The organism is Achromobacter veterisilvae, assembly GCF_037619525.1.
GTDB classification, from domain to species: Bacteria; Pseudomonadota; Gammaproteobacteria; order Burkholderiales; family Burkholderiaceae_B; genus Achromobacter; species Achromobacter veterisilvae.
On the sequence record NZ_CP148753.1, the window covers coordinates 4,164,268 to 4,186,488 of the forward strand.

A 22,221-nucleotide genomic window follows, 5' to 3' on the forward strand; every position below is an offset into this window, starting at 1 on the left:
CATACGAAAAACGACAGGAGACAAAACACCATGCGCATTTCTTCCTCCAACCCTCGCGGCAGGCGCAGCGCCCTGCGCGCCGTCCTGGCCGCGGCGCTGTCCATGACGGCCCTGGCCGGCGGCGCCGCCAGCGCCGCGTATCCCGAGCGTCCCATCACGCTGGTGGTCGGTTTTCCGCCCGGGGGCGGGGGCGACCTGTACGGGCGGCTGATCGCGACGGCCATGGGCAAGACCATCGGCCAGACCGTCATCGTCGAGAACCGGCCGGGGGCCGGCGGCAACATCGCGGCCGGCCTGGTCGCCAAGGCCGCGCCCGACGGCTACACCGTGCTGCTGGCCATGAGCGGCAACCTGGCGGTGTCGCCCGCGCTCAAGCCCCAGACCCTGCCGTACAAGGTGCCGGACGACTTCGCGCCGGTGGGGCTCATCCTGGAAGCGCCGCATGGCCTGTTCGTGGCGAGCCAGTCGCGCTTCAAGACGGCGCAGGAAGTGATCGACGCGTCCCGCCAAAAGGAGATGACCTTCGCGTCGACCGGCACCGGGGCGGCGGCCCATATCGGCATGGAAACCATCAAAGAGCTGGGGCACCTGAAGCTGCTGCACGTGCCCTACAAAGGGTCCGGTCCCGCCATCACGGACATGATAGGCGGGCAGGTGGACATGTTCTTCGCTACCGCCTCGCCGTTGGTGCCGCAGGTGCAGCAAGGCCAGTTGCGCGTGCTGGCCCTGACCGGCAGCCAGCGCAGCCCCGTGCTGCCGGACGTGCCGACCTTCAAGGAGCTGGGCATCGATATGACGATGACCCAGTGGTACGGGCTGGCCGCGCCGGCCGGTACGCCGCCCGAAGCATTGAAGGTGCTGTCCGACAACCTGTCGCGCGCGCTGAAGGATCCGGCCGTGCGGAACACCATCCGCAAGGACGCCGCGATGGAGCGCGACCTGCCGCTGGACCAGTTCAGACAGTACATTGTGGAAGACATCGCCAACTACCGCAAAGCCGCCACGCCCGACCTGCTGAAGCAGATCGGCCAATAGCAAGTCGTTCTTTTTCCTGACTTTTCCGGAGATTTCCTCATGCTGCAGAACTGGACCGAGACGCTCGCCAACAACCGCAAGGCCGGCGAGCAACTGGGCAAGCACAACCCGCAACTGCTGACCGCGTTCCGCGCGCTGAACCAGGCGCAGGGCGCCACCGGCACGCTGGACGCCAAGACGCGCGAGCTGATTGCGCTGGCCGTGGCCGTCACCACGCGCTGCGACGGTTGCATCGCGGCGCATGCCGACGCCGCCCGCAAGGCCGGCGTGACCGAGGCCGAATTGAGCGAGGCGCTGGCGACCGCCATCGCGCTGAACGCGGGCGCGGCCTATGTCTATTCGCTGCGCGCGATGGACGCGCTGTCGGCCGGCCAGGCTTGAGGGGAGGGCGCTCATGTACACCACCTTGATCGATGCGGAGCACCTGGCCCGCGCGCTGGCGGGTCCGGGGCGCGACGGCGTCCTGGTCCTGGACTGCGGTTTCGACCTGGCCGATCCGGGCGCGGGACGGCGCCATTACCAGGCGGGCCACATTCCCGGCGCGGCCTACGTGCATCTGGACGAGACGCTCAGCGGCGCCAAGACCGGAATGAACGGACGCCATCCGCTGCCGGACCGCCAGGAATTCGCGGCGGCGCTGGCGGCGCTGGGCGCCAGCGCCAACACGCAGATCGTCGCCTACGACGACGCCGCGGGCATGTACGCCGCGCGCCTGTGGTGGCTGCTGCGCTGGATCGGCCACGATGCCGTGGCCGTGCTGGACGGCGGCATCGGCGCGTGGAAGGCCGCCGGCCAGCCGCTGTCCACGGAACCGCTGGCGCTGCGCGCGCCCGGCGATCTTGCGGCGCGCGACGGCCGCCAGCGCACGCTGACGCACGCGGAAATGCGCGAAGTCCTGGCGTCTGGCGGCCGCGTGGTGCTGGACGCCCGCGCGCCCGACCGCTACCGCGGCGAGAACGAAACGCTGGACAAGGTGGGCGGCCATATTCCGGGCGCGCGCAACCGGTTCTTCCGCGATAACCTGGGCGCCGACGGGCGTTTCCTGCCAGCGGAGCAACTGCGCCAGGCGTTCACCGAACGCATGGACGGCCGCGCGCCCGAAGCCGTGGTCAACCAGTGCGGCTCGGGCGTCACGGCCTGCCACAATCTGCTCGCCATGGAGATCGCCGGCCTGTCCGGCGCGGCCTTGTATCCCGGCTCGTGGAGCGAATGGAGCGCCCAGCCGGGCGCGCCGGTCGCCACGGGTCCCGACGCCTAGCAATATGAATCGCGACACCGCCTTTTCCCCGCGGCCGGACACCGGCCGCAAGCCCCACAGCGCCCATTGGGGCGTGTTTTCCGCCGCCTGGAAAAACGGCGTGCTGGACGTCCGGCCGCATCCCGGCGATCCGGATCCGAACCCGCTGATCGACAACTTCACCAATGCGCTGGACCATCCGGTCCGGGTCACCGCGCCCATGGTGCGGCGCGGCTGGCTCGAACGGGGGCCGGGCCCGGACGCGCGCCGGGGAAGCGACGGCTACGTGCGCATGGAATGGGACGAAGTGCTGGACCTGCTGGCGCGCGAGCTGGCGCGGGTCAAGACGCGGCACGGGCCCGAGGCGGTGTTCGGCGGGTCCTACGGCTGGTCCAGCGCGGGCCGCTTCCACCATGCGCAAAGCCAGGTGCACCGGTTCCTGAACACGGCCCTGGGCGGCTACGTGCGTTCGGTCAACAGCTACAGCGCCGGCGCCTCCGCCGTGATCCTGCCGCACATCCTGGGCAGCATGGACGACGTGGCGCGCCGCAACGTGACCTGGGAGCAGATCGTCGACCACACGGACGTCGTGCTGGCGTTCGGCGGCATGGCGCTGAAAAACTCGCGCGTGGCCAGCGGCGGGATCAGTCGGCATATCGAACGCGAGTCGATGCGCCAGGCGGCGGCGCGCGGCTGCCGCTTCATCAACATCAGCCCGCTGGCCTCGGACTTTCCGGACGACGCCCAGGCCGAATGGGTGCGGGCCGTGCCCGGGACCGACGTGGCGATGATGCTGGCGCTGGTCCACGAGCTGGTCGCCAACGGTCTGCACGACCGGGCCTTCCTGAACGAATTCTGCGATGGCTGGGACGCCTTCGAAGACTATCTGCTGGGCCGCCGGGACGGCCAGCCCAAGACGCCGGCGTGGGCGGCGCCGCTATGCGGCGTGCCCGCCGAATGGATCGCTCGCACGGCTCGCAGCCTGGCCGGCAAGCGGGTGCTGGTCACCGTGGCGCATTCGCTGCAGCGCGCCGAACATGGGGAGCAGCCGGTCTGGATGGGGGCGGTGCTGGCGGCCACGCTGGGGCAACTGGGCCTGCCGGGCGGCGGCTATGCCTACGCGCTGGGCACGTTGGCGCACTACGGCAAGCGCAGCAACGCCGTGCCGGTGGCCTCGCTGCCGCAGGGCGTGAACGGCGTGAAGGCGTTCATTCCGGTGGCCCGGATCTCGGACATGCTGCTGCACCCGGGCGTACCCTTCGACTACAACGGCAAGCGCATGCCGTATCCGCATATCCGCCTGGCCTATTGGGCGGGCGGCAATCCCTTTCACCACCATCAGGACCTGGCGCGCCTGAGGCGCGCCTTCGCCACCCTGGACACCTTCGTGGTGCACGAGATCGGCTGGACCGCCACGGCCCGCCACGCCGACATCGTGCTGCCTTGCACGATGACGCTGGAGCGCGAGGACATCGGCGGCGCGCCCACGGACCCGCTGATGGTGGCCATGCACCGCCTGGCCGAGCCCAATGGGCTGGCGCGCGACGACTACGACATCTTTGCCGACCTGTCGGCCCGGCTGGGCACGCGCGAGGCCTTCACCGAAGGCCGCAACAGCCGCGAATGGCTGCGCCACCTGTACGAGAAGACCCGCGTGGCGCTGCGGGAACGCGGCCTGGACGCGCCGGATTTCGACGAATTCTGGACGCGAGGCGAGCTGGTCCTGCCGCAGCAGGGCGACGACGGCGGCATTCTGCGCGCCTTCCGCGACGATCCGGCAGGCAAACCTCTGCCCACGCCCAGCGGCAAGGTGCAGATCAGTTCGCCAGCGGTGGCGGGCTTCGGCTATGCCGACTGCCCGGGCCATCCCGCCTGGCTGCCGCCGGCAGACGCGCCCACGCCGGAGCACCCCTTGTTCCTGGTCGCCAACCAGCCGGCCAGCCGCCTGCACAGCCAGTTCGATTTCGGCGCGCACAGCGTGTCGCAGAAGCAGGAGGGCAGGGAAGTGTGCTCCCTGCATCCGCAGGACGCCGCCGCCCGCGGCATCGCCGACGGCGACGTGGTGCGTCTCTTCAACGCGCGCGGCGCCTGCCTCGCGGCCGCGCGCCTGACCGACGGCATCCGGCCGGGCGTGGTGCAACTGCCTACGGGCGCCTGGTACGACCCGGACGACGCCGAGGCCGAGCATCCGCTTTGCGTGCACGGCAATCCCAACGTGCTGACGCGCGACGCGGGAACCTCGTCCCTGGCGCAAGGCTGCTCCGGTCAGTTGACCGCGGTGCAGGTGGAGCGCTACCCAGGCCGGGCGCCGCGCGTGCGCGCGCACGAGCCTCCGGCCTTCGTCCAGCGTCCGTAGCCGGCAATGCGGATCCGGGAGTTTTGTAACGCCGGGTGAGCCGCGCTCGCGGCTCTCGGGCGGCAGGTTACAGACACTCCCAACTTTCATCAAATAAAACAACATTCGCAGGGCAACTGATTTAGTTGTACACATTGCTTACGGCGGCGTCCGGCAGCATGGCGCCTCAAGGCCGGCAGCGATAGAAGACAAATAAATCGGAGGAGGAGTCATGCGTACGTTCAATCGCAGGGCCGCCGCATTGCTGGCGAGCGGATTGATGGCGTTGCTGGCGGGTTGCGCCGCGCCGGGAAGCAAGAAAGACACGATCGACATGGCGGGGCTGTCCCAGCCCGTGGAGATCGTGCGCGACCGCCACGGGGTGTCGCATATCTATGCGCAGAACCAGGACGACCTGTTCTTCGCGCAGGGTTTCAGCGCCGCGCGCGACCGGCTGTGGCAGTTGGACCTGTGGCGCCGCCAGGGCGAAGGCAAGATGGCCGAGCAGTTCGGCCCCCGTTTCGTCGAACAGGACCGCGCCGCGCGCCTGTTCCTCTACCGGGGCGACCTGCAGGCCGAGTTCGCCAGCTACCACCCGCAGGGCAAGGCGATCCTGACCTCGTTCGCCGCCGGCATCAACGCCTACGTCGATTGGGTCAAGGCGCATCCCGACCAGATGCCCCCGGAGTTCAAGCTGACGGGCACCGAACCCGGCTACTGGAGCCCGGAGACCTCGCTCGTCCGCATCTACGGCCTGACGCGCAACCTCACCGAGGAAGTCAGGATGGCGCAGCGGGTCGCCGCGCTGGGCTTGAACGCCGTCCAGGGGCTCAGCACCTTCGAACCGCCCTTGGCCCTGCAAGTGCCGGCGGGCCTGGACGTGAAGCTGTTCGACAATACCGTGCTCGCCAGCTACAACCTGGCGCGCAACGGCCAGAAGTTCGTCGCGGCCGATTTCCCGCGCAGCCCCCTGGCCGAGGACCAGCGCGCGACGCTCGCCCGCAGCCTGTCGGCGGGCATGCTGGCCTCCCTGGACCCGGCGTTCGATCCCATGGCGGCCCGCTACGAAAGCAACAACTGGACCATGAGCGGCCAGCATACGGCCACCGGCAAGCCCATCCTGGCGGGCGACCCCCACCGTTCCATCACCATGCCGTCGCTGCGCTACATGGTGCACCTGAACGCGCCGGGCTGGAACGTGATCGGCGCCGGAGAGCCGGCGCTGCCCGGCGTGTCCATGGGGCACAACGACCGCATCGCCTTCGGCCTGACGATCTTCGCGTTCGGCGACGAGGAGGACCTGTACGTCTACGACACCAATCCCGCCAATCCCAACGAATACCGCTACCGGGGCGGCTGGGAAAAGATGCGCCAGGTCGACGAGTCCATCCCGGTGCGCGGCCAGGCGGCGGCGGTGCGCCAACTGAAGTTCACCCGCCACGGTCCGGTCATCCATGAGGATCCGGTGCGGCACAAGGCCTATGCCCTGCGCGCGGCCTACCTGGAATTCCCCGGTACGGCCGCCTATCTGGCCAGCCTGCGCCTGAACCAGGCGCAAGACTGGAACGAGTTCGTCGCGGGCATGGAAAAGCACTACACGCCGAGCGAGAACATGGTCTACGCCGACGTGGACGGCAATATCGGCTGGTTCGGCGGCAGCATCGCGCCGATACGTCCGCGCGCGGACTGGTCCGGCATGCTGCCCGTGCCCGGCAACGGCGATTTCGAATGGCGCGGCTTCCTGACCGGCAGCGCGCTGCCGCGAGCCTACAACCCGCCCGAAGGCTACGTCGCCACCGCCAACGAATACAACCTGCCTGCCGACTTCCCCTACAAGGAAATGTCGGCGCGCACCTGGGCCGAGCCTTATCGCGTCCAGCGCATCCGGGAGGTCATCGCGGACGGCAAGGGCCTGACGGTGCAGAATTCGCAGGCGCTCCAGTTCGACAACCTGTCGATTCCCGCGCGCACCCTGGCGGGCTACGCCAAGTCGCTGAACTCGGCCGACCCGGGGCTGGGCCAGGCGCTGAGCCTGCTGAAGGACTGGGACTACCGGACGGAAACCGACAGCCGCGCCGCCACGGTCTATGAGTTCTGGCTGCCCGAGGTCGTCAAACGCGTGTCCGACCTGTACGTGCCCGCCGCCGGCCGCGGCGTCTTCGGCGAGCTGTCCACGCGCAAGACGCTGGAAAAGCTCGCGGCGCCGGATGCCGCCTTCGGCCCGAGGCCGGAGCAGGGCAGGGACGCGCTGCTGCTGGAGGCGCTGGGCGACGGCATGCAGAAGCTGCGCGCCAAGCTGGGCACGGATCCGGCGCAGTGGCAATGGGGCAAGCTGCACCACATCCAGTTCGAGCACAGCCTGGCCGGCCTGCTGCCCGCCGAGACCGCCAAGGCCTACGGCACGCCGCGCTATCCCGTCGGCGGCGACAACGACACGGTGCATCGCGGCACGTTCCGCAAGAGCGACTTCCGCCAGATCAGCGGCGCGTCGTACCGCCAGGTGATCGACGTGGCCGACTGGGACAACTCGCGCGTCCAGAACGTGCCGGGGCAGTCCGCCGATCCCCGCAGCCCGCACTACCAGGACCTGCTCAAGGGCTGGGCCACCGGGGAGTACTTCCCCATGGCGTTCAGCCGCGCCAAGGTGGATAGCGAGAAGGCCGACACGTTGACGCTGAAGCCTGCCGGGAAGTGATGCGCGGGCTTGCCTTGCGGCGTCGGCCGCAAGGCGCGCGAGCCCCTTGGACGGCCCCTTTCGGGGCCGTCGGTTCGAGGATCAGGCGAAGAAGCAGGGCAAGGAAGCAGGGTGGGGCGAACCGAAAGGGAGGGGGCCTGGCGAAAAAAGTGCTTACGCACGGTTGCCGAGATGAACAGCCCCCTCCAGCTAAGGTCTAGTTTCTGTCTGGATTCCGCGAGGAACCAGTCGACTGGAGGTACAGACACCGATGCGTTATTCGCCGTCATGCAACACTGAAACGCAGCATCAATCACCATCCGGCCGGCCGATGAGCTGGCTGCAGGAGCGCCGGCAGTTCGTCAAGGCGCTCCTGTCCAATCCCACGGCCATCGGCGCCGTGGCGCCATCCGGCCCGGCGCTGGCCGCGGCCATCACGGCATCGATTCCGCCCGATGCCGGAAAAGTCCTCGAACTGGGCTGCGGCACGGGCGTCTTCACGCGAGAAATGCTGCGCAAGGGCGTCGACCCGGCCCGTCTCGTCCTGGTGGAGCAGGACGAGGCGATGAGTTCCAGCCTGCGGACGCAGTTCCCCCAGGCTGCCGTGCTCCAGGTTTCGGCGCAGGAGCTGTCCCGGCACAGCCATCCGGAAATGGACGGAATCGGCGTGGCCATTTGCGGCTTGCCGTTACGGAACATGAGCGGGGCGCATCACCATCGGCTGCTGACCGCCGTGTTCGACGCCATGTCGGCGGGCGGCTCCATGCAACTGTTCACGTACGGCGTCCGTTGTCCGATCTCAGCGGGCGTGCTGGAGGCTTGCGGGCTGTCGGCCCGGCGAGTCGGATTCGTGCCGTTGAACCTGCCGCCCGCGTCGGTGTTCAGCGTGGCCAGGCTGGTATGACCGCCAGGGAGATCGCCCGAGGGAAACGCCATTCGGCTTCCTTTGGGCGTAATACGCATAATGTGTATTATGTAAAGTGACAAATAGGCGTGATTCAGGGGGCGGCATGCACCAAAGCCACGCTGCGACTCCAACGCTCCCCCACAACGCGACGATCAGCCGTTATTCTTGCTATTCAATAGTTCAATGATCGTTGTATGATTGAATCATGAATGAAGATCAAGCAGTTTTCGCCCTCGGTGCCCTGGCACACACCCAACGACTTCGCGTGTTTCGCGCACTCGTGGTCGCTGGCCCTGGCGGTCTCACGCCCAGCGTCTTGGCCGATCAGCTCGGCGTCGCACGCAATACCTTGTCCTTCCACCTGAAGGAGTTGTCGCACGCTGGCCTGGTCACCATTGAGCAACAAGGCCGAAATCTGATCTATCGCGCCGACTTCCCGCAGATGAATGGGCTGCTCGGCTACCTCACCGAACACTGCTGCCAAGGTTCCACCTGCGAGGCATCCGACTCCGGAGCCTGCACTACCTGCTGATCAGGAGCTGCCCATGAAACGCTTTCACGTTCATTTACACGTCGATGATTTGGCCAGGAACATCGGCTTCTATTCGCGGCTGTTTGCACAGGATCCAGCCCGCGTCGAGTCCGACTATGCGAAATGGATGCTGGATGATCCCCCTGTGAATTTCGCCATTTCCACCCGCGGCGCTGCCGCGGGAGTCGACCATTTTGGAATTCAAGCCGAGAACGCCGAAGCGTTGATTGCCCTGAAGTCCCGAGCGGAATCAGCCAGCCTGTCTCTGGAGGACCAGGGAGAGACGTCATGCTGCTACTCCCGCAGCGAGAAATACTGGATCACTGATCCGCAAGGCGTGGCGTGGGAGCACTTCCATACGTTGGGGACGATCCCTGTCTATGGAGAGTCGCACGACGCGCCTGCCATCGGCTCGGCCGGCGCCTGCTGTTCGCCTTCTGCGTCCTCCACGGTGCGGGACAACTGCTGTGTCCCGAATACCAAATCCTCCACTCGCTGCTGCTAGGACTTCCCATGTCGCACTCCCCTTTCAACGTGCTGTTTCTCTGTACGGGCAATTCGGCACGCTCCATTCTGGCTGAAGGTCTGCTCAGAGGACTGGGTGGCGAGCGCTTCCAGGCATTCTCCGCTGGCAGTACCCCCAACGGCGAGGTCCACCCGCTGGCGCTCGCCACGCTGAGCGCTTTTTCATTGCCGACCGATGGCTATCGGAGCAAGAGCTGGGACGAGTTCGCGGCACCGGCGGCTCCAAAAATGGACTTCATCATTACCGTCTGCGATAACGCCGCCGGCGAAGTTTGCCCTGTCTGGCCTGGGCAGCCAATGACGGCACACTGGGGCATTCCCGACCCCGCAGCCTGTGAAGGAACCGAGGAAGAGCGTCGCAAGGCGTTTCAGGACGCCGCGCGTGTACTCAAGCGCCGCCTCGAGCTTTTCCTGTCTTTGCCCATTGACCGCCTGGATGCCATGTCGCTCCAGACCGAGTTGCGCGGTATTGGCAAGACCCAGGAGTAAGTCGATGTCATCCAGTACACAGGCGGCGGCGCCCGTGCCGCAGGCGCGCGGTGGGATGAGCGTCTTCGAGCGTTACCTGACGCTCTGGGTGTTTCTCTGCATCGTCCTCGGCGTCGCCCTGGGCCAGCTCATGCCGGCCCTATTTCAAATCATCGGGCATCTCGAAGTCGCGCAAGTCAATCTGCCCGTCGGTCTTTTGATCTGGGTAATGATCATTCCGATGCTGCTCAAGGTCGATTTCGGCGCGCTCGGTCAGGTCAAGCAGCATTGGCGCGGCATAGGCGTGACGCTATTCATCAATTGGGCGGTCAAGCCGTTCTCCATGGCCTTCCTGGGGTGGCTATTCATCCGGCAGGTCTTTTCGCCCTGGCTGCCCACCGACCAGTTGGATAGTTACATCGCGGGCCTGATCCTGCTGGCCGCCGCTCCTTGTACCGCCATGGTTTTCGTCTGGAGCCGGTTGACCGGCGGTGATCCGGTGTTCACGCTGTCCCAGGTTGCGCTGAACGACACCATCATGGTGTTTGCCTTCGCGCCCATTGTCGGGTTGCTGCTGGGCCTGTCGGCCATCACCGTGCCGTGGGACACGTTGCTGGTGTCCGTCGGGCTCTACATCGTGATTCCGGTCATCCTCGCCCAGCTCTGGCGCCGCGCGCTGCTGCGCCGCGGGCAGGAAGCGTTCGAAGCGGCCCTGGCCCGGATCGGACCGTTTTCCATGGCCGCGCTGCTCTTGACGCTGGTGCTGCTGTTTGCGTTCCAGGGCGAAGCCATCATTGGCCAGCCGCTGGTGATCGCCATGCTGGCGGTGCCGATCCTGATCCAGGTGCTTTTTAACTCCGGGCTGGCGTACTGGCTCAATCGCCGGGTGGGTGAAAAGCACAATATCGCTTGCCCGTCAGCGTTGATCGGCGCGTCGAACTTCTTCGAGCTTTCCGTCGCGGCCGCGATCAGCCTGTTCGGTTTCCAGTCCGGGGCCGCTTTGGCGACGGTGGTGGGCGTGCTGATCGAGGTCCCGGTGATGTTGCTGGTGGTGCGCGTCGTGAACCAGTCCAAGGATTGGTACGACGCGGGCGCCAACCGGGGGTAACCGGTGACAGGAGCACCCGTCCGGGTCGTCGGTAGCCTGGGCACCGCCCAAACGCTGGCCTGGGCCTCGTCCTACTACCTGCCGGCCATGTTGGCGGCGCCGATGGCCAGTGACCTGGGCATTCCAACGCCAACGGTCTACGCGGCCTTTTCCGGCGCAATGGTGGTATCGGCCCTGGCCGGTCCGTGGGCCGGGCAAGCGATCGACCGTCGCGGCGGCCGTGTCGTCCTGGTCGGCACCAGCCTGATATTCGCGCTTGGATTGGCCATGCTTGGATTATCCGAGGGGCTGTGGACGATGGTCGCCGCCTGGCTCATCATCGGGGTGGCGATGGGGGCTGGCCTGTATGAAGCGGCCTTTTCCAGCTTGGTTCGCCTGTATGGACATCACGCCCGTGGCGCGATCACGGGCATTACCCTGATTGCCGGCTTTGCGAGCACCGTCGGCTGGCCATTGTCTGCCTGGATGGAAACACAGTTCGGATGGCGCAACGCGTGCTTCGGCTGGGCGGGCTTGCATCTGCTGATCGGCTTGCCGCTCAATGCCTGGCTTCCGAAATTGCCTCGCCAGGCAAAACATGAAAGATCGGCCGTCTCGGATCCAACGAGGGCCGTCTCCTCCCCTTCCCCTGCTCCCACGGCCGGGCGCCACGGGTACGCAACCGCCCTCCTCGCCTTCGTCTTCGCCGCGACCTGGTTCATCAGCACGTCCATGGCCACGCATTTGCCGCGGATGCTGGAGGCTACCGGCGCCACGCTCGCCGCCGCAGTCGCGGTAGGCGCCCTCATCGGTCCAGCGCAAGTGGCCGGCCGCGTGCTCGAGTTCGGGTTCCTGCGACGCGTTCACCCACTGCTGTCGGCACGCTTGGCCGCATTGGCGCACCCCGCCGGTGTGGCCGTGTTGCTGATGGCGGGGCCGGTCATGGCCCCCGCATTTGCGATCCTCCATGGGGCTGGCAACGGCATCCTCACCATCGCGAAGGGCACCTTGCCACTGGTGCTGTTTGGCGCCCAAGGGTATGGCGCGCGCCAGGGGTGGCTGATGATGCCTGCGCGGATCGCGCAGGCGGCGGCCCCATTTCTTTTCGGCCTGGCTCTGGACGCCTGGGGAGCCAACGCTTTGTGGCTGTCCGGCGCCATCGGTCTGGCCGCCGGTGGCGCGCTGATGCTGCTGCGCGCCCAGCCCCCCAAGTCTTGCTAGGAGAGGTATTGCATGAGTTCCATCGCCATCTATGACAGGCCTGCGGCACGTCGCGCAATGTGCTGGGCCTGATCCGCATTACTACCGCAGCGTCAATCGCGTCTATCGACTCTATGCTGATGTGCGGTCCGACACTACTGAAACATCTCTCGCGCCAATCTCGATGGCCTGAACTTCCGGTCTGGCGCAGGCCTCTTGCCCTCCTTCAGCAACTCAATAGATCCCAGGTCGCTCGCAGGGTATCTGCCGTACATATCCCCCCCAGGGGGATATGATGCACGCATGACGAAACCCGATCCCCACCACCATCACGATGCCGTCGCCAAGCGTCTCAAACGGGCGGAAGGCCACCTGCGCAGCATTCTGCAAATGATGGAAGAACACCGTTCCTGCCTTGAGCTTGCGCAGCAGTTGCACGCCGTCGAGAAGGCGATTTCACAGGCCAAGAAGGTCCTGATCCAGGACCACATCGATCATTGCCTGCAAGACGCCGTAGGCGATCTGGACGCGGATAAGCAGCGCGCCATCGACGAATTCAAAGAGATCACCAAGTACCTGTAAGGGCTATTTTCCCCATGCTGTCGTTTTCCGAGCTGATTGCTCAGGGCGCTTCGCACGCCTGGCTATTCGTTCCTAGCGCCATCCTGCTGGGCGCCCTGCACGGCCTCGAGCCAGGCCACTCTAAGACGATGATGGCTGCCTTCATCGTCGCGATCAGAGGGACGGTATTGCAGGCCGTGTTGTTGGGGGTCACCGCGACCATCTCGCACACGCTGATCGTGTGGGGCATCGGCCTGGGCGGCATGTACCTGTGGCGAGGCGTGGCGGCAGAGGAACTGGAGCCCTACTTCCAGTTGGCTTCCGGGGTGATCATCGTGCTGATCGCGGCCTGGATGTTCTGGAGAACCTGGCGGGAGCAGCATGCCAGGGCGCATGGCCACTCTCACGACGATCATGAGCACGGCGGGCACACCCATGGCCTGGAGCGGCACGAAATCGACACCGGGCATGGCCGCGTCGCCCTTGAAGTGTTCGAGGACGGCGTACCTCCCCGTTGGCGTTTGACCCGCCTTAGCGGCAGTAACTGGCAGGCGGAGGATGTCGCGGTGACCACCGAACGAACCGATGGCCGTCAGCAGACGTTCCGGTTCGTGCAGAAGGATGGCTACCTCGAGTCCTTGGAAGAGATACCTGAACCCCACGAGTTCATGGCGCGCCTGACATTGGCCCACGGCGGCCACGCCCACGGCTATGACATCGCCTTTCTGGAGCCGGATAGCCGCCAGCACGACCACATTCACGAAGCGTTGCATGGACTGGATGTCGCCGGTGAAGGTCATCAGGACGCTCACCAGTTGGCGCACGCCAATGACATCCGCCGGCGATTCGCGAACCGGAATGTGACCAACTGGCAGATCGCCCTGTTCGGTCTTACGGGCGGCCTTATCCCCTGCCCTGCGGCCATCACCGTGCTGCTCCTGTGCTTGCAGTTGAAGGAGTTCACGTTGGGAGCCGTGCTGGTGTTGTGCTTCTCGATCGGGCTGGCGATCACGTTGGTCACGGTCGGGGCAGTCGCGGCGCTCAGCGTGCGGCAGGTTACCCAGCGCGCTCCGTGGTTCAGCGCGATCGCCCAGCGGGCCCCCTACCTATCGAGTCTGCTGATCATTGCGGTCGGCATTTACGTGGGAGTCCATGGGTGGCTCGGGTTGCCCTAGGCCGGGGCTGCGGAAGGCGTTTGATCGGGCATCCCTTTCCCTCCCTATAAAAGCGTAAAGAGAAGTTTGGAAAGCGTGCTCTTCAATGGCCATTGCGTCGCGAGCCGAACGCCATGCCTTCGGTTCCGGGCCCCGCCCACCGCACCTCGTCCGGATTCGGTGAAACCAGGAACGCGGCCGTCCAGGCGACAGCCACCGTCCCGATGATCACCCAGGGAAATACACATTTCTTGAGGAAATGACTAGACTCAAGCCGATTCGGGCACTATCCAAAAAGCGAAATCCCTCGGGAGTTTTTGCCATGCCGATTCAACCGGCCTATATGCAACACGTCTATGCGGGTCTCGAGCCTCTGCAGGCGTTTGACGTGGTGTACGGCAGTACTTTCGAGCACCGCCTGGTTTCATCGGACTTGGCCAGGATGGAACATCAGCGGCTTGTTCTCGGCGAGGTCCGGCTGGAAATGGGTCGTTACGAATTTCCCGTAATCGCCCAAGGGAGCATGCCCAGGGATGGACTGTGTATTGCGTTCATGGCCGAAGGAAGCGACGTGACGCGGTACAACACCGCCGTCATCGGAGCGGAGGAAATACAGGTCTATCCTCCAGGCGTGGAGCTTCTGTATCACGCCACCGGACTCTCCCGCTGGGTGAATTTCACCGTGCCGGAAGAGCGTCTTCAGAATGTGGCCCTCACGCGGACGGGACGGCCCCTGCAAATAAGAAAGCGCGCGGCCTATTCCGTGCGCCTGCATTCCGGCGGCCGGCAGGCGCTGGGAACCTTGACGAACGACGCCATGGGAATCGCCCGGCGCCTTTCGGGCGACGGCGGCATGACGCCCGCGCTGGCTGAGAGCGTGTGCGACTCCTTGCTTGCGGGTTATGTCGATGCGCTGTTTTCGGCCTCTCCCCTCCTCCGGACCGACAATCTGCCCGTGGAGGAGCGCCACCGTCGCCTTATTGCCGCATGCGAACGCTTGGTTCTCTCCGGCGAGGCGGCGGATATTGCGCTGAGCGAAGTGGCAAGGCGCAGCGGCTATACCCTGCGTTCCCTGGAGATCATTTTCCGTCGCAGCGTGGGCATGACGCCGGGACGCTGGTTCATGAACGCAAGATTGAATGGCGCCCTACGGGATTTTTTGACTTGCAGTATCGACGCGACCATATCCGATATTGCGATGAAATGGGGCTTTCGTCATATGTCGCGATTCGCCGAATACTATCGGAGAACATTCGGCGAATTGCCGAGGGACACATTGGCTCGCTCGGGAGCGCGGCCCTGATGTCAGAAGCTCACCGCCAGCCCCACCGAAAAGCCCGATACATTGTTGCCGAACACATAGCGCCCCACCAGGCGGGTGCGGGTGATGAACACGTCGTAGGCGCTTGAATCCAGTTCCAGCCCCGCGCCCACCGAAGTCAGGCGGTCGAAGCCGAGGATTCCCTTCTGGTCGCCCAGGAATTCGGAGTGTGTCAGTTCCAGCACGTAGCGCAGCGGCCGCTGCAGCAGGACGATGCCTGTGGGTGCGCGATAGCGGGCCCACAGATTGGCGGATTGGGCGACGGCATTGCCGCTGACCGCGGCGGAGCTGTCGAAACTCTGCAGGCGGATGTCGGAATAGCGAAGTTCCACGTCCACTTCGTAGCCCGGACGGTAGTGCTCATAGTCCAGCATGATCGAACCGCCCAGCCCGTATGCATTGAGAGAGCCCCGGTCCAGGAAGTCGATGTCCTTTCCGGTGCGTTGCCCCACGTACCAGCTTGCCGCGCGCAGATCGCTCGTTACATTGCCCAGCGCGAAGTTGAAGATGGGACGTAGCTTGAGTTCGTCGGTCAGCTTGAAATCCCAGCCTATGCCTCCCGTGGCGGAAACGCTGTTCCATTTGGTCGGGATGCGGCGCGCTTCCGCGCCCTGCGTGGCGATGAAGGTCGGATCGTAGCGGCTGGCCGCCAGGACTCCCTCCAGGTAGATCGGGACGGAGTCGGAAATCGTGTCGCCGCCGCCCAACTGCGTCATGAAGAACTCGTTCGAACCCGAGGTCGAGCCGCCGCCGCTGCCTATGTTGAGCGAACTCGTCGTGATATCGGGAACAATGGAAAACGACATCACCGCCAGCACGCCGTTGGCGCGTTTCTGCAGGTCGTCCTTGTTCAGCCGCAGGCCCTGCTGGCCCCACGCCACCGCCGGCGCGCCGCAGGCCGCGGCCAGCATGCATGCGCCCAGGCGCGCGGCTGTCCTCTTCGCCGGTCGCACGATTCGCGTTTCCATGGAAACCCCTTAGTTGGCGCGGCCAACGGGATCGACCATGGATTGCCGCTGCGACACCAACAAGGCATCGCTCTGGTCGATGCGTATGGTCCCGATCCGCGGGAACTCGAAGTCGATGATGATGTAGAGGGCCGCCGTCATGACGACGGCGTATGTCACCTGGTGCAGCAGCGCCTTGCGCTTGGAGGACGCCAGGTTCAATCCGACCAGACCGGCCGCCACCAGCGTCAGGAAGCCCAGGAAGACGTAGGTTGCGATGGGCGGGTGCACCTTCTGCGCCACGGTCTGGGCGGTGGCGACGTCGAACATATCGTTCACCGCGCCGACATAGGACGCGGCGAAAGGCGGCACGCTGGCGCGCGCCACCTGCATCGACGTGGTCCAGATCTCCTTTTGCAGCGCCCCGACGCGTGCGGCGATCCTGTCGCGCTGTTCCAGGTCCGCCACGTTGCGGTAGTAGTCGATGCGCTCGTCCACATAGCGCCGGAACTGCTCGCGCAGCTTCGGCTGGCCGTCTGCGTCGACCATGTCTATGCGCAACCAGGCGGTGCCGATGGCATTGACCTCCTGCACCAGCAGATCGCGGCGTTCCGCCATGCGCTGGGCGGCTCCCGAGAACGTGAAGGCCACCAGCAGCCCCAGCAGCGCGAACACCGAGCCTTCGATGACGGCGGTTCCCGGAGCGCCTTTCTCGTCGGCGCCGCGCCCCAGCCATTTTCCGATCCGCATGGCAATCAGCAATAGCGCGAAGAACGCGACAGCCAATCCTGCAAGAAGAAGGGAGTAATTCATTTGGTCACCCCAGGCATCGTCATTGTCAATGGGAAACGCCGGCCGTGTGGAGTCTTCTGTCGAGTCCGGCATCGGCCGTGAAAAACCGTCTTCATCGCCAGGCGCTCCCGACTTGTATATAGAACGCGTTCTGGTCCTTGCTGTGGGCGACGTCTATACCCACTGCCAATCCCAGCTTGTGCGCAATCAGGTAGCGAAACCCCGCGCCCACGCTGGCGACGTTCGGCGCGGCGGAGAAGGATTTCCAGTTTCCATAGGCCTTGCCCACGCCGGTGAACCCCAACACGGACCAGCGCGGCTTGACCTGCCAGCGCAGCTCAGCCTCGAGAGCCAGCGCATCGCGATCCTGATACCGGCCCCGCGATACGCCGCGCAGGTCGACATAGGGCTGCGCGTAGAACGGCACCGTGCCCCGGGTGAACTGGCCATCGCCGCGCAGGCCGAGCGTCCACCGCGGGGCGAGCGGCACCCAGGTGTAGCCGCGCGCGCGGTAATTCTCGAAGGACTGGTCGCTGCCCAGCCAATTGCGCGAAAACTGGGCTTCCAGCTCGGCGTAGGTTCCGCGGTTGGGATAAAACATGTTGTCGCGGGTGTCGTAGTCCACTACCAGTCCCGCCTTGCCGATGCGCTCGGCCATCTCGCCTTGCGACAGTTCGCTTGCGGCTGCGCCGGTGAAACGGGTGTTCGAGCGGAAATAGGTATAGCGCGGCCCGACATACCAAGGGCTGTCGCCGATCCTGGCCAGGATCTGCTGGACCAGGAAGGTTCCTTTCACCTGGTAGCTGCGTCCATGATTGAAGGCGCCGTAGTACTCGAGATTCGCGCGTCCTTGCGCCAGGGCCCCGAGGTAGCGGTAGCGGTCGGCGTCCCAGCTATGAAAATGGAACAGACCGCCGCCGCGCGAGCCGTTCTCGGTTGCGAGGCCGCCGATGCCGGTGATGTTGGGTGGCGCCTTGCGCTCGTCCGCGGGCGGGCTCGTCCGGCTGGCGTCGACCGCGGGTTCGGAAAAGTACAGCAGCATCAGCCCGCCGCCATAGCCCACCGCAGGCTCCGTGATGATCACGGGCACCGGCAAGGCGCCTTGGTGCCTGAGCAGGAAGTCGCTGGTGTCGAAATCGCCGTCGCGGTCGTCGGTGAACGAGAGCGGCTCGCCGTGGGCAGCGCCATGCGCCAACAGGCCGCTCAGCAGCGTGACCATGGCCGTCCGCATCATCTCGAGTCGGTGCCCGCCATGAACCAGCGCAGATAGGGATTCGCCTGCGCCAGTTGCGCCAACGCGCCCGCGTTCCCGGCCCACTCTTCCCTGTTCCCCCGGTAGGCCGCCAGCGCGCTGCGATAGAAGAGGTCCAGGGCGCCGCGTTCGTTTTCGATTTCCGCGCTCAAGGCCGGGCCGTCCGCGCCCAGCGGAGGTTCGCCGCGCAGCGCCAACAAGGCCGGCAGCGTGCGCACGATCTCGCGCGGCCTGACCCAGGCGGCGTACTCGATGGCGGGCCGGTCGTCCGTCACGGGCGGCGCGTCTCCCGCGAAGCGCGCCAGCCCTTCCCTGTCCGTCACCCACGTCGCCAGCAGCGCCGCCGGAGAACCGACGCCCACGTCCGCCAGCGCTTGCCGCAACCGCGGCTGGGCCATGCGCCCGGTTATCCGTCCCGCGTCCAGGGACATGGGCTGCAAGGATCCGATCAACAGCATCTCGTGCAATTCGGTGGTCCACAGCGTGGCGTGGGGAAACACCGCGATGAAACTGGCCACCAAGGCGCGCGTGTCGTCCAGGTTCTGCGTGGGTAGCGGCAGCCACTGCGCGACGACGCCCTGAGGATTCAGGCGCGCGGCCGCCAACTGATAAAAGTCGCTGGAATAGAGGTTGACCACGCCCGCGGCCGAAGGCGGCGGCGGTTCCAGGGTGATCAGGTCATAGCGTTCCTGGCTGGCCAGCAATTCGCGCCGTCCGTCACGCAAGCGGCGGTCCAGGCCCGGATCGTTGGCCGCGCCGAAGCTTCCCTGGAACAAAGCCCCCGCGCGCAGAACGCCAGGCAGCAGTTCCGCCACCACACGGCGGTCCAGGCCGGGATATCGCGACAAGGCGCCCGCCGTAATGCCGGTTCCGTAACCGATCACCAGGGCCGAACGCGGTTCGCCGGCGTGGACGATCAGCGGCAGCAGCGCCTGCAGCCGCATATAGCGCAGGGACGGCATGGCGTCGCCAGAGTTGGAAACCCCTTGGATGTAGAGCCGCCGGAAGCGCCGCTCCCCTGCGCCGCGCTCGACCACGGCGACGGTGCCGCCCTGGCTTTCCTCGTAGAACACCAGTTTGCCGTCCTTGGCGCCCGGCAGCAGCCGCGCCAGGTGATCGGACGGCAGCGCCCAGCCCAGGATCAGCGCGGAGCCCAGGAGCGCGGCCGACACCGCCCGCGCCATCGGCGCGGGGGAGCGCCAGGCCGCCGCGATGCCGATGGCGCACGCGGCCGCGGCCAGGAGGACGAGGCTTCGGACCGTACCCAGGCGCGGCAACAGCACGAAGGCCACGACCAGGGTTCCCGCGATTCCGCCCAGTGTGTTTCCCGCCAGGACCAGCCCCGCGCCCTGCCCTCGCCTGGCCGGAGGCACCGCGATGCGCAGCACGGCCGGGAACGCCGCGCCGAGCAGCAAGGTCGGCACCAGCACCACCACGGCCGCGACGACCGCGAAACGCGCGCTCATGCCGGCCAGGCCGCTGTCGCTCCAGTGCCGGACCGCGGCCTCGGCCAGCGACTGGGCGTCGATCAGCCACGGGCCCAGCAGCGCCACTTCCAGCAGCGCCGCCACGCCGGCCCCGGCGATCAGCAGCGCGAAGACGCGCCAGGGGTCGCGGAAACGCCGTTCCCAGCGCGCATAAAGCGCCGCGCCCAGCGCCAGCCCGGCGAGGTAGACGGCCAGCACAACGGAGAAGGCGAAAGTCCGCGTGCTCATGAAAGGAACCACCATCTGCGACCACAATACCTCATAGCCCATCGCGATCGCGCCCGCCGCGCTATACAGCCCGATGGCCAGCCAGGCCTCGCTCGACAGGGCTTGGGCGCCGGCGGGCCCCTCGCGAGCCGCGGCCGGCGCCTGCCGCTGTAGCGCCCAGGCGCCGGCCGCGGCGGCGAGATTCAAGCCCGCCGCCACGCAAGCCGTGCCGAATACGCCATAAGCCGGGATCAGCACGAAGGCGGGCAGCAAGGCGCCGGCGATGGCGCCGGCCGTATTGGCGGCGTACAGGACTCCGCCGGCCCGGCCGACCTGGCCGGCGCCGCAGGCCCGCAGCAATACCGGCAAGGTTCCGCCCATCAATATCGGCGGGATCGCCACCACCGCCAGCATCGCCAGCCAGGCAAGCCAGGACCACGCCTGTTCGGCGCGCGCGAACAGCGGCGCGCCATGCGCCAGCGCCCAGGTCACCCCCAGGGCAAGCAAGGCCACGCCGAGTTCGATGCCCGCGTACAGGCGCAAAGGCCGCGCGCTGCGGTCGGCCAGGCGTCCCAGCCAGGCGCTGCCCAAGGCCAGGCCGAAGAAGAACGCGCTGACGGCGACGGCGATGGCGTGGACCTCCACGCCGACGATCAGCGATAGCTGCTTGATCCATAGAATCTGGAAGATCAATGCGGCCGCGCCGGAAAAAACCAACAGGCCCGCCGGGGCCCACAGGCCGACGGCGGGCCGCGCCCGCGTGCCGGCCGAGGCTTGAGCCGGCATGTTCCGCAGCGATGAACTCATAAGTTGCCGCTCTCCAACGTTGGCGAAGCGCGGCGGCGGGTGTAACACCCGCCGCTCCCTTCCCTATTTGCCCTGCTTTTTCGACGCTTCTTCGAACTGCTTTTCGATCGCGCGGTCCACCTCGGCCTGGACCTGGTCCACGCTGAACGAGGCCGGGCGCTGGCTGGGCGGATACTCGATGAACGTCTGCAGGAAATCCGCCGCCTTCATCGACGCCATGAGAACCAGATAGTCGTTCTTGACGAGCCAGTCGTAATACTGGTTGGAGACTACGTCCGCACGCTCGTAAGGATCCATCCGCAGGTTGTACAGCTTCGGCACGCGCAAGCACACGAACGGATCTTTCCAGACAGCGAAACCGCCGGGCGCCTGTTGTTCGCAGAACACGGCCTTCCAGTTCTGGTACCGCATCGCCACCAGCAGGCCGTCGTCGTTGAAGTAATAGAAGTCGTTCCGCGCGCTGTCCGGACTCTTGCCCGTCAGGTAGTCGAGCTGGTTGTAGCCGTCGAGATGGACCTTATAGCTCTTGCCTGCGCCGTTCGGCGTCCATCCCTTCAGCAAACGCTCCTTGACGTCCGTATCGCCCACCGCGGCGAGCAGCGTGGGGAACCAGTCCAGGCCGGAAACGATGCCGGTCTTGACCTCGCCGGCGGGAACGTGGCCCGGCCAGCGGACCATCGCCGGCACGCGATATGCGCCTTCCCAGTTTGAATTCTTCTCGTTGCGGAACGGCGTCGTCGCGGCATCCGGCCAACTGAACTGGTTGGGGCCGTTGTCGGTCGTGTAGACGACGATGGTGTTGTCGGCGATGCCCAGGTCGTCCAGCTTCTTCAACAGCTTGCCCACGTCCTGGTCATGCTCCCACATGCCGTCGGCATATTCATTGCCCGGCATGCCGCTCTTGCCCCGGTGCTCCGGACGAATATGGGTGTACACGTGCATGCGGGTCGTGTTCATCCACAGGAAGAACGGCTTGTCGCCCTTGCCGTGCTTGTCCAGATAGTCGAGCGCCGCTCCCACCGTTTCGTCGTCGATCGTTTCCATGCGCTTGGAGGTCAAGGCGCCGGTGTCCTCGATCTTGCCGTCGGCGCTGGCTTTGATGACGCCGCGCGGTTGGTAGCTTTTGAAGATGGGGTCCTTGGAGTCCTTGGGCCAGTACGGGCGTTCCGGCTCTTCTTCGGCATTCAGGTGGTAAAGGTTGCCGAAGAACTCGTCGAAGCCGTGCTTGGTCGGCAGGTATTCGTCGCGGTCCCCAAGGTGGTTCTTGCCGAACTGCGCCGTGACGTAGCCATGGGACTTCAGCGCCTGCGCGATCGTGATATCGCGGTCCTGCAGGCCGACGGGCGCGCCAGGCATGCCCACCTTGGAGAGGCCGGTGCGGCGCGGCACCTGGCCGGTGATGAAGGTGGACCGCCCCGCCGTGCAGCTATTCTCGGCGTAGTAGTCCGTGAAGATCATCCCTTCCTTGGCGATACGGTCGATATTCGGCGTGGTGTAGCCGACCACGCCCCGGGTGTAAGCACTGATGTTCGCCTGGCCGATATCATCGCCGAAAATGATGAGTATGTTCGGCTTCTTGCCAGCATCCTGGCCCTTGGCCGGCGCGCTCTGGGCATGTGCTCCGCCCATCAGCGCCAAGCCGCTGGCGGCCATCAGCGCCGCTCCTATCCATCGTCTTGCTTTCATCCTGCTC

19 protein-coding genes are annotated in these 22,221 nt (G+C 66.0%); 14 read left to right on the forward strand and 5 right to left on the reverse strand.

Going from position 1 to position 22,221, the window contains the following annotated elements; genetic code table 11:
- The first annotated feature begins 30 nt into the window (after positions 1 to 30).
- From WHX56_RS19350 to WHX56_RS19415, 14 genes are all read left to right on the forward strand, one after another.
- Positions 31 to 1,035 (forward strand): tripartite tricarboxylate transporter substrate binding protein, encoded by a 1,005-nt coding sequence (locus WHX56_RS19350; RefSeq protein ID WP_338878692.1) that lies wholly within the window; start codon positions 31 to 33, stop codon positions 1,033 to 1,035.
- Positions 1,036 to 1,074: 39 nt separating this feature from the next.
- Complete coding sequence (locus WHX56_RS19355) at positions 1,075 to 1,416, forward strand: carboxymuconolactone decarboxylase family protein (RefSeq protein WP_062681878.1); 342 nt, start codon at positions 1,075 to 1,077, stop codon at positions 1,414 to 1,416.
- 13 nt (positions 1,417 to 1,429) lie between these two features.
- Positions 1,430 to 2,293: a sulfurtransferase gene (locus WHX56_RS19360; RefSeq protein WP_338878693.1), complete on the forward strand. Its 864-nt coding sequence runs from the start codon at positions 1,430 to 1,432 to the stop codon at positions 2,291 to 2,293.
- A 4-nt stretch (positions 2,294 to 2,297) separates the two neighbouring features.
- Complete coding sequence (locus WHX56_RS19365; RefSeq protein WP_338878694.1) at positions 2,298 to 4,628, forward strand: molybdopterin guanine dinucleotide-containing S/N-oxide reductase; 2,331 nt, start codon at positions 2,298 to 2,300, stop codon at positions 4,626 to 4,628.
- Between the two features lie 259 nt (positions 4,629 to 4,887).
- Positions 4,888 to 7,302 carry a penicillin acylase family protein gene (locus WHX56_RS19370; RefSeq protein WP_338881801.1) on the forward strand — a complete coding sequence of 805 codons (2,415 nt, stop codon included), beginning with the start codon at positions 4,888 to 4,890 and terminating at the stop codon, positions 7,300 to 7,302.
- Positions 7,303 to 7,612: 310 nt separating this feature from the next.
- Complete coding sequence (locus WHX56_RS19375) at positions 7,613 to 8,185, forward strand: class I SAM-dependent methyltransferase (RefSeq protein WP_338878695.1); 573 nt, start codon at positions 7,613 to 7,615, stop codon at positions 8,183 to 8,185.
- 208 nt (positions 8,186 to 8,393) lie between these two features.
- Positions 8,394 to 8,720, forward strand: a complete 327-nt coding sequence (locus WHX56_RS19380) for an ArsR/SmtB family transcription factor (RefSeq protein WP_129238784.1) — start codon at positions 8,394 to 8,396, stop codon at positions 8,718 to 8,720.
- A 13-nt stretch (positions 8,721 to 8,733) separates the two neighbouring features.
- Positions 8,734 to 9,225, forward strand: coding sequence for an ArsI/CadI family heavy metal resistance metalloenzyme (locus WHX56_RS19385; protein ID WP_338878696.1), 492 nt, complete (start codon positions 8,734 to 8,736; stop codon positions 9,223 to 9,225).
- Positions 9,226 to 9,233: 8 nt separating this feature from the next.
- Entirely contained in the window at positions 9,234 to 9,734 is a 501-nt protein-coding gene (locus tag WHX56_RS19390; protein ID WP_338878697.1) for an arsenate reductase ArsC, read from the forward strand.
- A 4-nt stretch (positions 9,735 to 9,738) separates the two neighbouring features.
- On the forward strand, positions 9,739 to 10,821 hold the full coding sequence (arsB, locus tag WHX56_RS19395) for an ACR3 family arsenite efflux transporter (protein ID WP_338878698.1): 1,083 nt from the start codon (positions 9,739 to 9,741) through the stop codon (positions 10,819 to 10,821).
- Positions 10,822 to 10,824: 3 nt separating this feature from the next.
- Complete coding sequence (locus WHX56_RS19400; protein WP_338878699.1) at positions 10,825 to 12,021, forward strand: MFS transporter; 1,197 nt, start codon at positions 10,825 to 10,827, stop codon at positions 12,019 to 12,021.
- A 282-nt stretch (positions 12,022 to 12,303) separates the two neighbouring features.
- Positions 12,304 to 12,582: a metal-sensing transcriptional repressor gene (locus tag WHX56_RS19405; protein ID WP_338878700.1), complete on the forward strand. Its 279-nt coding sequence runs from the start codon at positions 12,304 to 12,306 to the stop codon at positions 12,580 to 12,582.
- A gap of 14 nt (positions 12,583 to 12,596) precedes the next feature.
- Positions 12,597 to 13,736 carry a nickel/cobalt efflux transporter gene (locus WHX56_RS19410; RefSeq protein ID WP_338878701.1) on the forward strand — a complete coding sequence of 380 codons (1,140 nt, stop codon included), beginning with the start codon at positions 12,597 to 12,599 and terminating at the stop codon, positions 13,734 to 13,736.
- A gap of 301 nt (positions 13,737 to 14,037) precedes the next feature.
- Entirely contained in the window at positions 14,038 to 15,018 is a 981-nt protein-coding gene (locus WHX56_RS19415) for a helix-turn-helix transcriptional regulator (RefSeq protein ID WP_338878702.1), read from the forward strand.
- A gap of 2 nt (positions 15,019 to 15,020) precedes the next feature.
- On the opposite strand, the gene WHX56_RS19420 is transcribed toward WHX56_RS19415, so the two are convergent.
- The 5 genes from WHX56_RS19420 to WHX56_RS19440 form a co-directional block, all read right to left on the reverse strand.
- On the reverse strand, positions 15,021 to 15,947 hold the full coding sequence (locus WHX56_RS19420) for a hypothetical protein (RefSeq protein WP_338881802.1): 927 nt from the start codon (positions 15,945 to 15,947) through the stop codon (positions 15,021 to 15,023).
- A 66-nt stretch (positions 15,948 to 16,013) separates the two neighbouring features.
- Entirely contained in the window at positions 16,014 to 16,796 is a 783-nt protein-coding gene (locus WHX56_RS19425) for a hypothetical protein (protein WP_338878703.1), read from the reverse strand.
- Between the two features lie 91 nt (positions 16,797 to 16,887).
- Positions 16,888 to 18,009, reverse strand: a complete 1,122-nt coding sequence (locus tag WHX56_RS19430; protein WP_422393607.1) for a BamA/TamA family outer membrane protein — start codon at positions 18,007 to 18,009, stop codon at positions 16,888 to 16,890.
- Positions 18,006 to 20,528 carry a fused MFS/spermidine synthase gene (locus WHX56_RS19435; protein WP_338878704.1) on the reverse strand — a complete coding sequence of 841 codons (2,523 nt, stop codon included), beginning with the start codon at positions 20,526 to 20,528 and terminating at the stop codon, positions 18,006 to 18,008. The genes WHX56_RS19430 and WHX56_RS19435 overlap by 4 nt, the downstream gene beginning before the upstream one ends.
- A gap of 63 nt (positions 20,529 to 20,591) precedes the next feature.
- On the reverse strand, positions 20,592 to 22,214 hold the full coding sequence (locus WHX56_RS19440; RefSeq protein ID WP_129238774.1) for an arylsulfatase: 1,623 nt from the start codon (positions 22,212 to 22,214) through the stop codon (positions 20,592 to 20,594).
- Positions 22,215 to 22,221: the final 7 nt, after the last annotated feature.

What these genes read in the sequence shown, in the direction of transcription:
- WHX56_RS19360 (WP_338878693.1), top strand. Translation starts at nt 1,430, where the DNA reads ATGTACACCACCTTGATCGATGCGGAGCACCTGGCCCGCGCGCTGGCG.
- WHX56_RS19420 (WP_338881802.1), bottom strand. Translation starts at nt 15,947, where the DNA reads ATGCTGGCCGCGGCCTGCGGCGCGCCGGCGGTGGCGTGGGGCCAGCAG.
- WHX56_RS19385 (WP_338878696.1), top strand. Translation starts at nt 8,734, where the DNA reads ATGAAACGCTTTCACGTTCATTTACACGTCGATGATTTGGCCAGGAAC.
- WHX56_RS19350 (WP_338878692.1), top strand. Translation starts at nt 31, where the DNA reads ATGCGCATTTCTTCCTCCAACCCTCGCGGCAGGCGCAGCGCCCTGCGC.
- WHX56_RS19405 (WP_338878700.1), top strand. Translation starts at nt 12,304, where the DNA reads ATGACGAAACCCGATCCCCACCACCATCACGATGCCGTCGCCAAGCGT.
- WHX56_RS19430 (WP_422393607.1), bottom strand. Translation starts at nt 18,009, where the DNA reads ATGATGCGGACGGCCATGGTCACGCTGCTGAGCGGCCTGTTGGCGCAT.
- WHX56_RS19390 (WP_338878697.1), top strand. Translation starts at nt 9,234, where the DNA reads ATGTCGCACTCCCCTTTCAACGTGCTGTTTCTCTGTACGGGCAATTCG.
- WHX56_RS19370 (WP_338881801.1), top strand. Translation starts at nt 4,888, where the DNA reads ATGGCGTTGCTGGCGGGTTGCGCCGCGCCGGGAAGCAAGAAAGACACG.
- arsB (WP_338878698.1), top strand. Translation starts at nt 9,739, where the DNA reads ATGTCATCCAGTACACAGGCGGCGGCGCCCGTGCCGCAGGCGCGCGGT.
- WHX56_RS19415 (WP_338878702.1), top strand. Translation starts at nt 14,038, where the DNA reads ATGCCGATTCAACCGGCCTATATGCAACACGTCTATGCGGGTCTCGAG.
- WHX56_RS19380 (WP_129238784.1), top strand. Translation starts at nt 8,394, where the DNA reads ATGAATGAAGATCAAGCAGTTTTCGCCCTCGGTGCCCTGGCACACACC.
- WHX56_RS19440 (WP_129238774.1), bottom strand. Translation starts at nt 22,214, where the DNA reads ATGAAAGCAAGACGATGGATAGGAGCGGCGCTGATGGCCGCCAGCGGC.
- WHX56_RS19410 (WP_338878701.1), top strand. Translation starts at nt 12,597, where the DNA reads ATGCTGTCGTTTTCCGAGCTGATTGCTCAGGGCGCTTCGCACGCCTGG.
- WHX56_RS19355 (WP_062681878.1), top strand. Translation starts at nt 1,075, where the DNA reads ATGCTGCAGAACTGGACCGAGACGCTCGCCAACAACCGCAAGGCCGGC.
- WHX56_RS19365 (WP_338878694.1), top strand. Translation starts at nt 2,298, where the DNA reads ATGAATCGCGACACCGCCTTTTCCCCGCGGCCGGACACCGGCCGCAAG.
- WHX56_RS19435 (WP_338878704.1), bottom strand. Translation starts at nt 20,528, where the DNA reads ATGAGTTCATCGCTGCGGAACATGCCGGCTCAAGCCTCGGCCGGCACG.
- WHX56_RS19425 (WP_338878703.1), bottom strand. Translation starts at nt 16,796, where the DNA reads ATGAATTACTCCCTTCTTCTTGCAGGATTGGCTGTCGCGTTCTTCGCG.
- WHX56_RS19375 (WP_338878695.1), top strand. Translation starts at nt 7,613, where the DNA reads ATGAGCTGGCTGCAGGAGCGCCGGCAGTTCGTCAAGGCGCTCCTGTCC.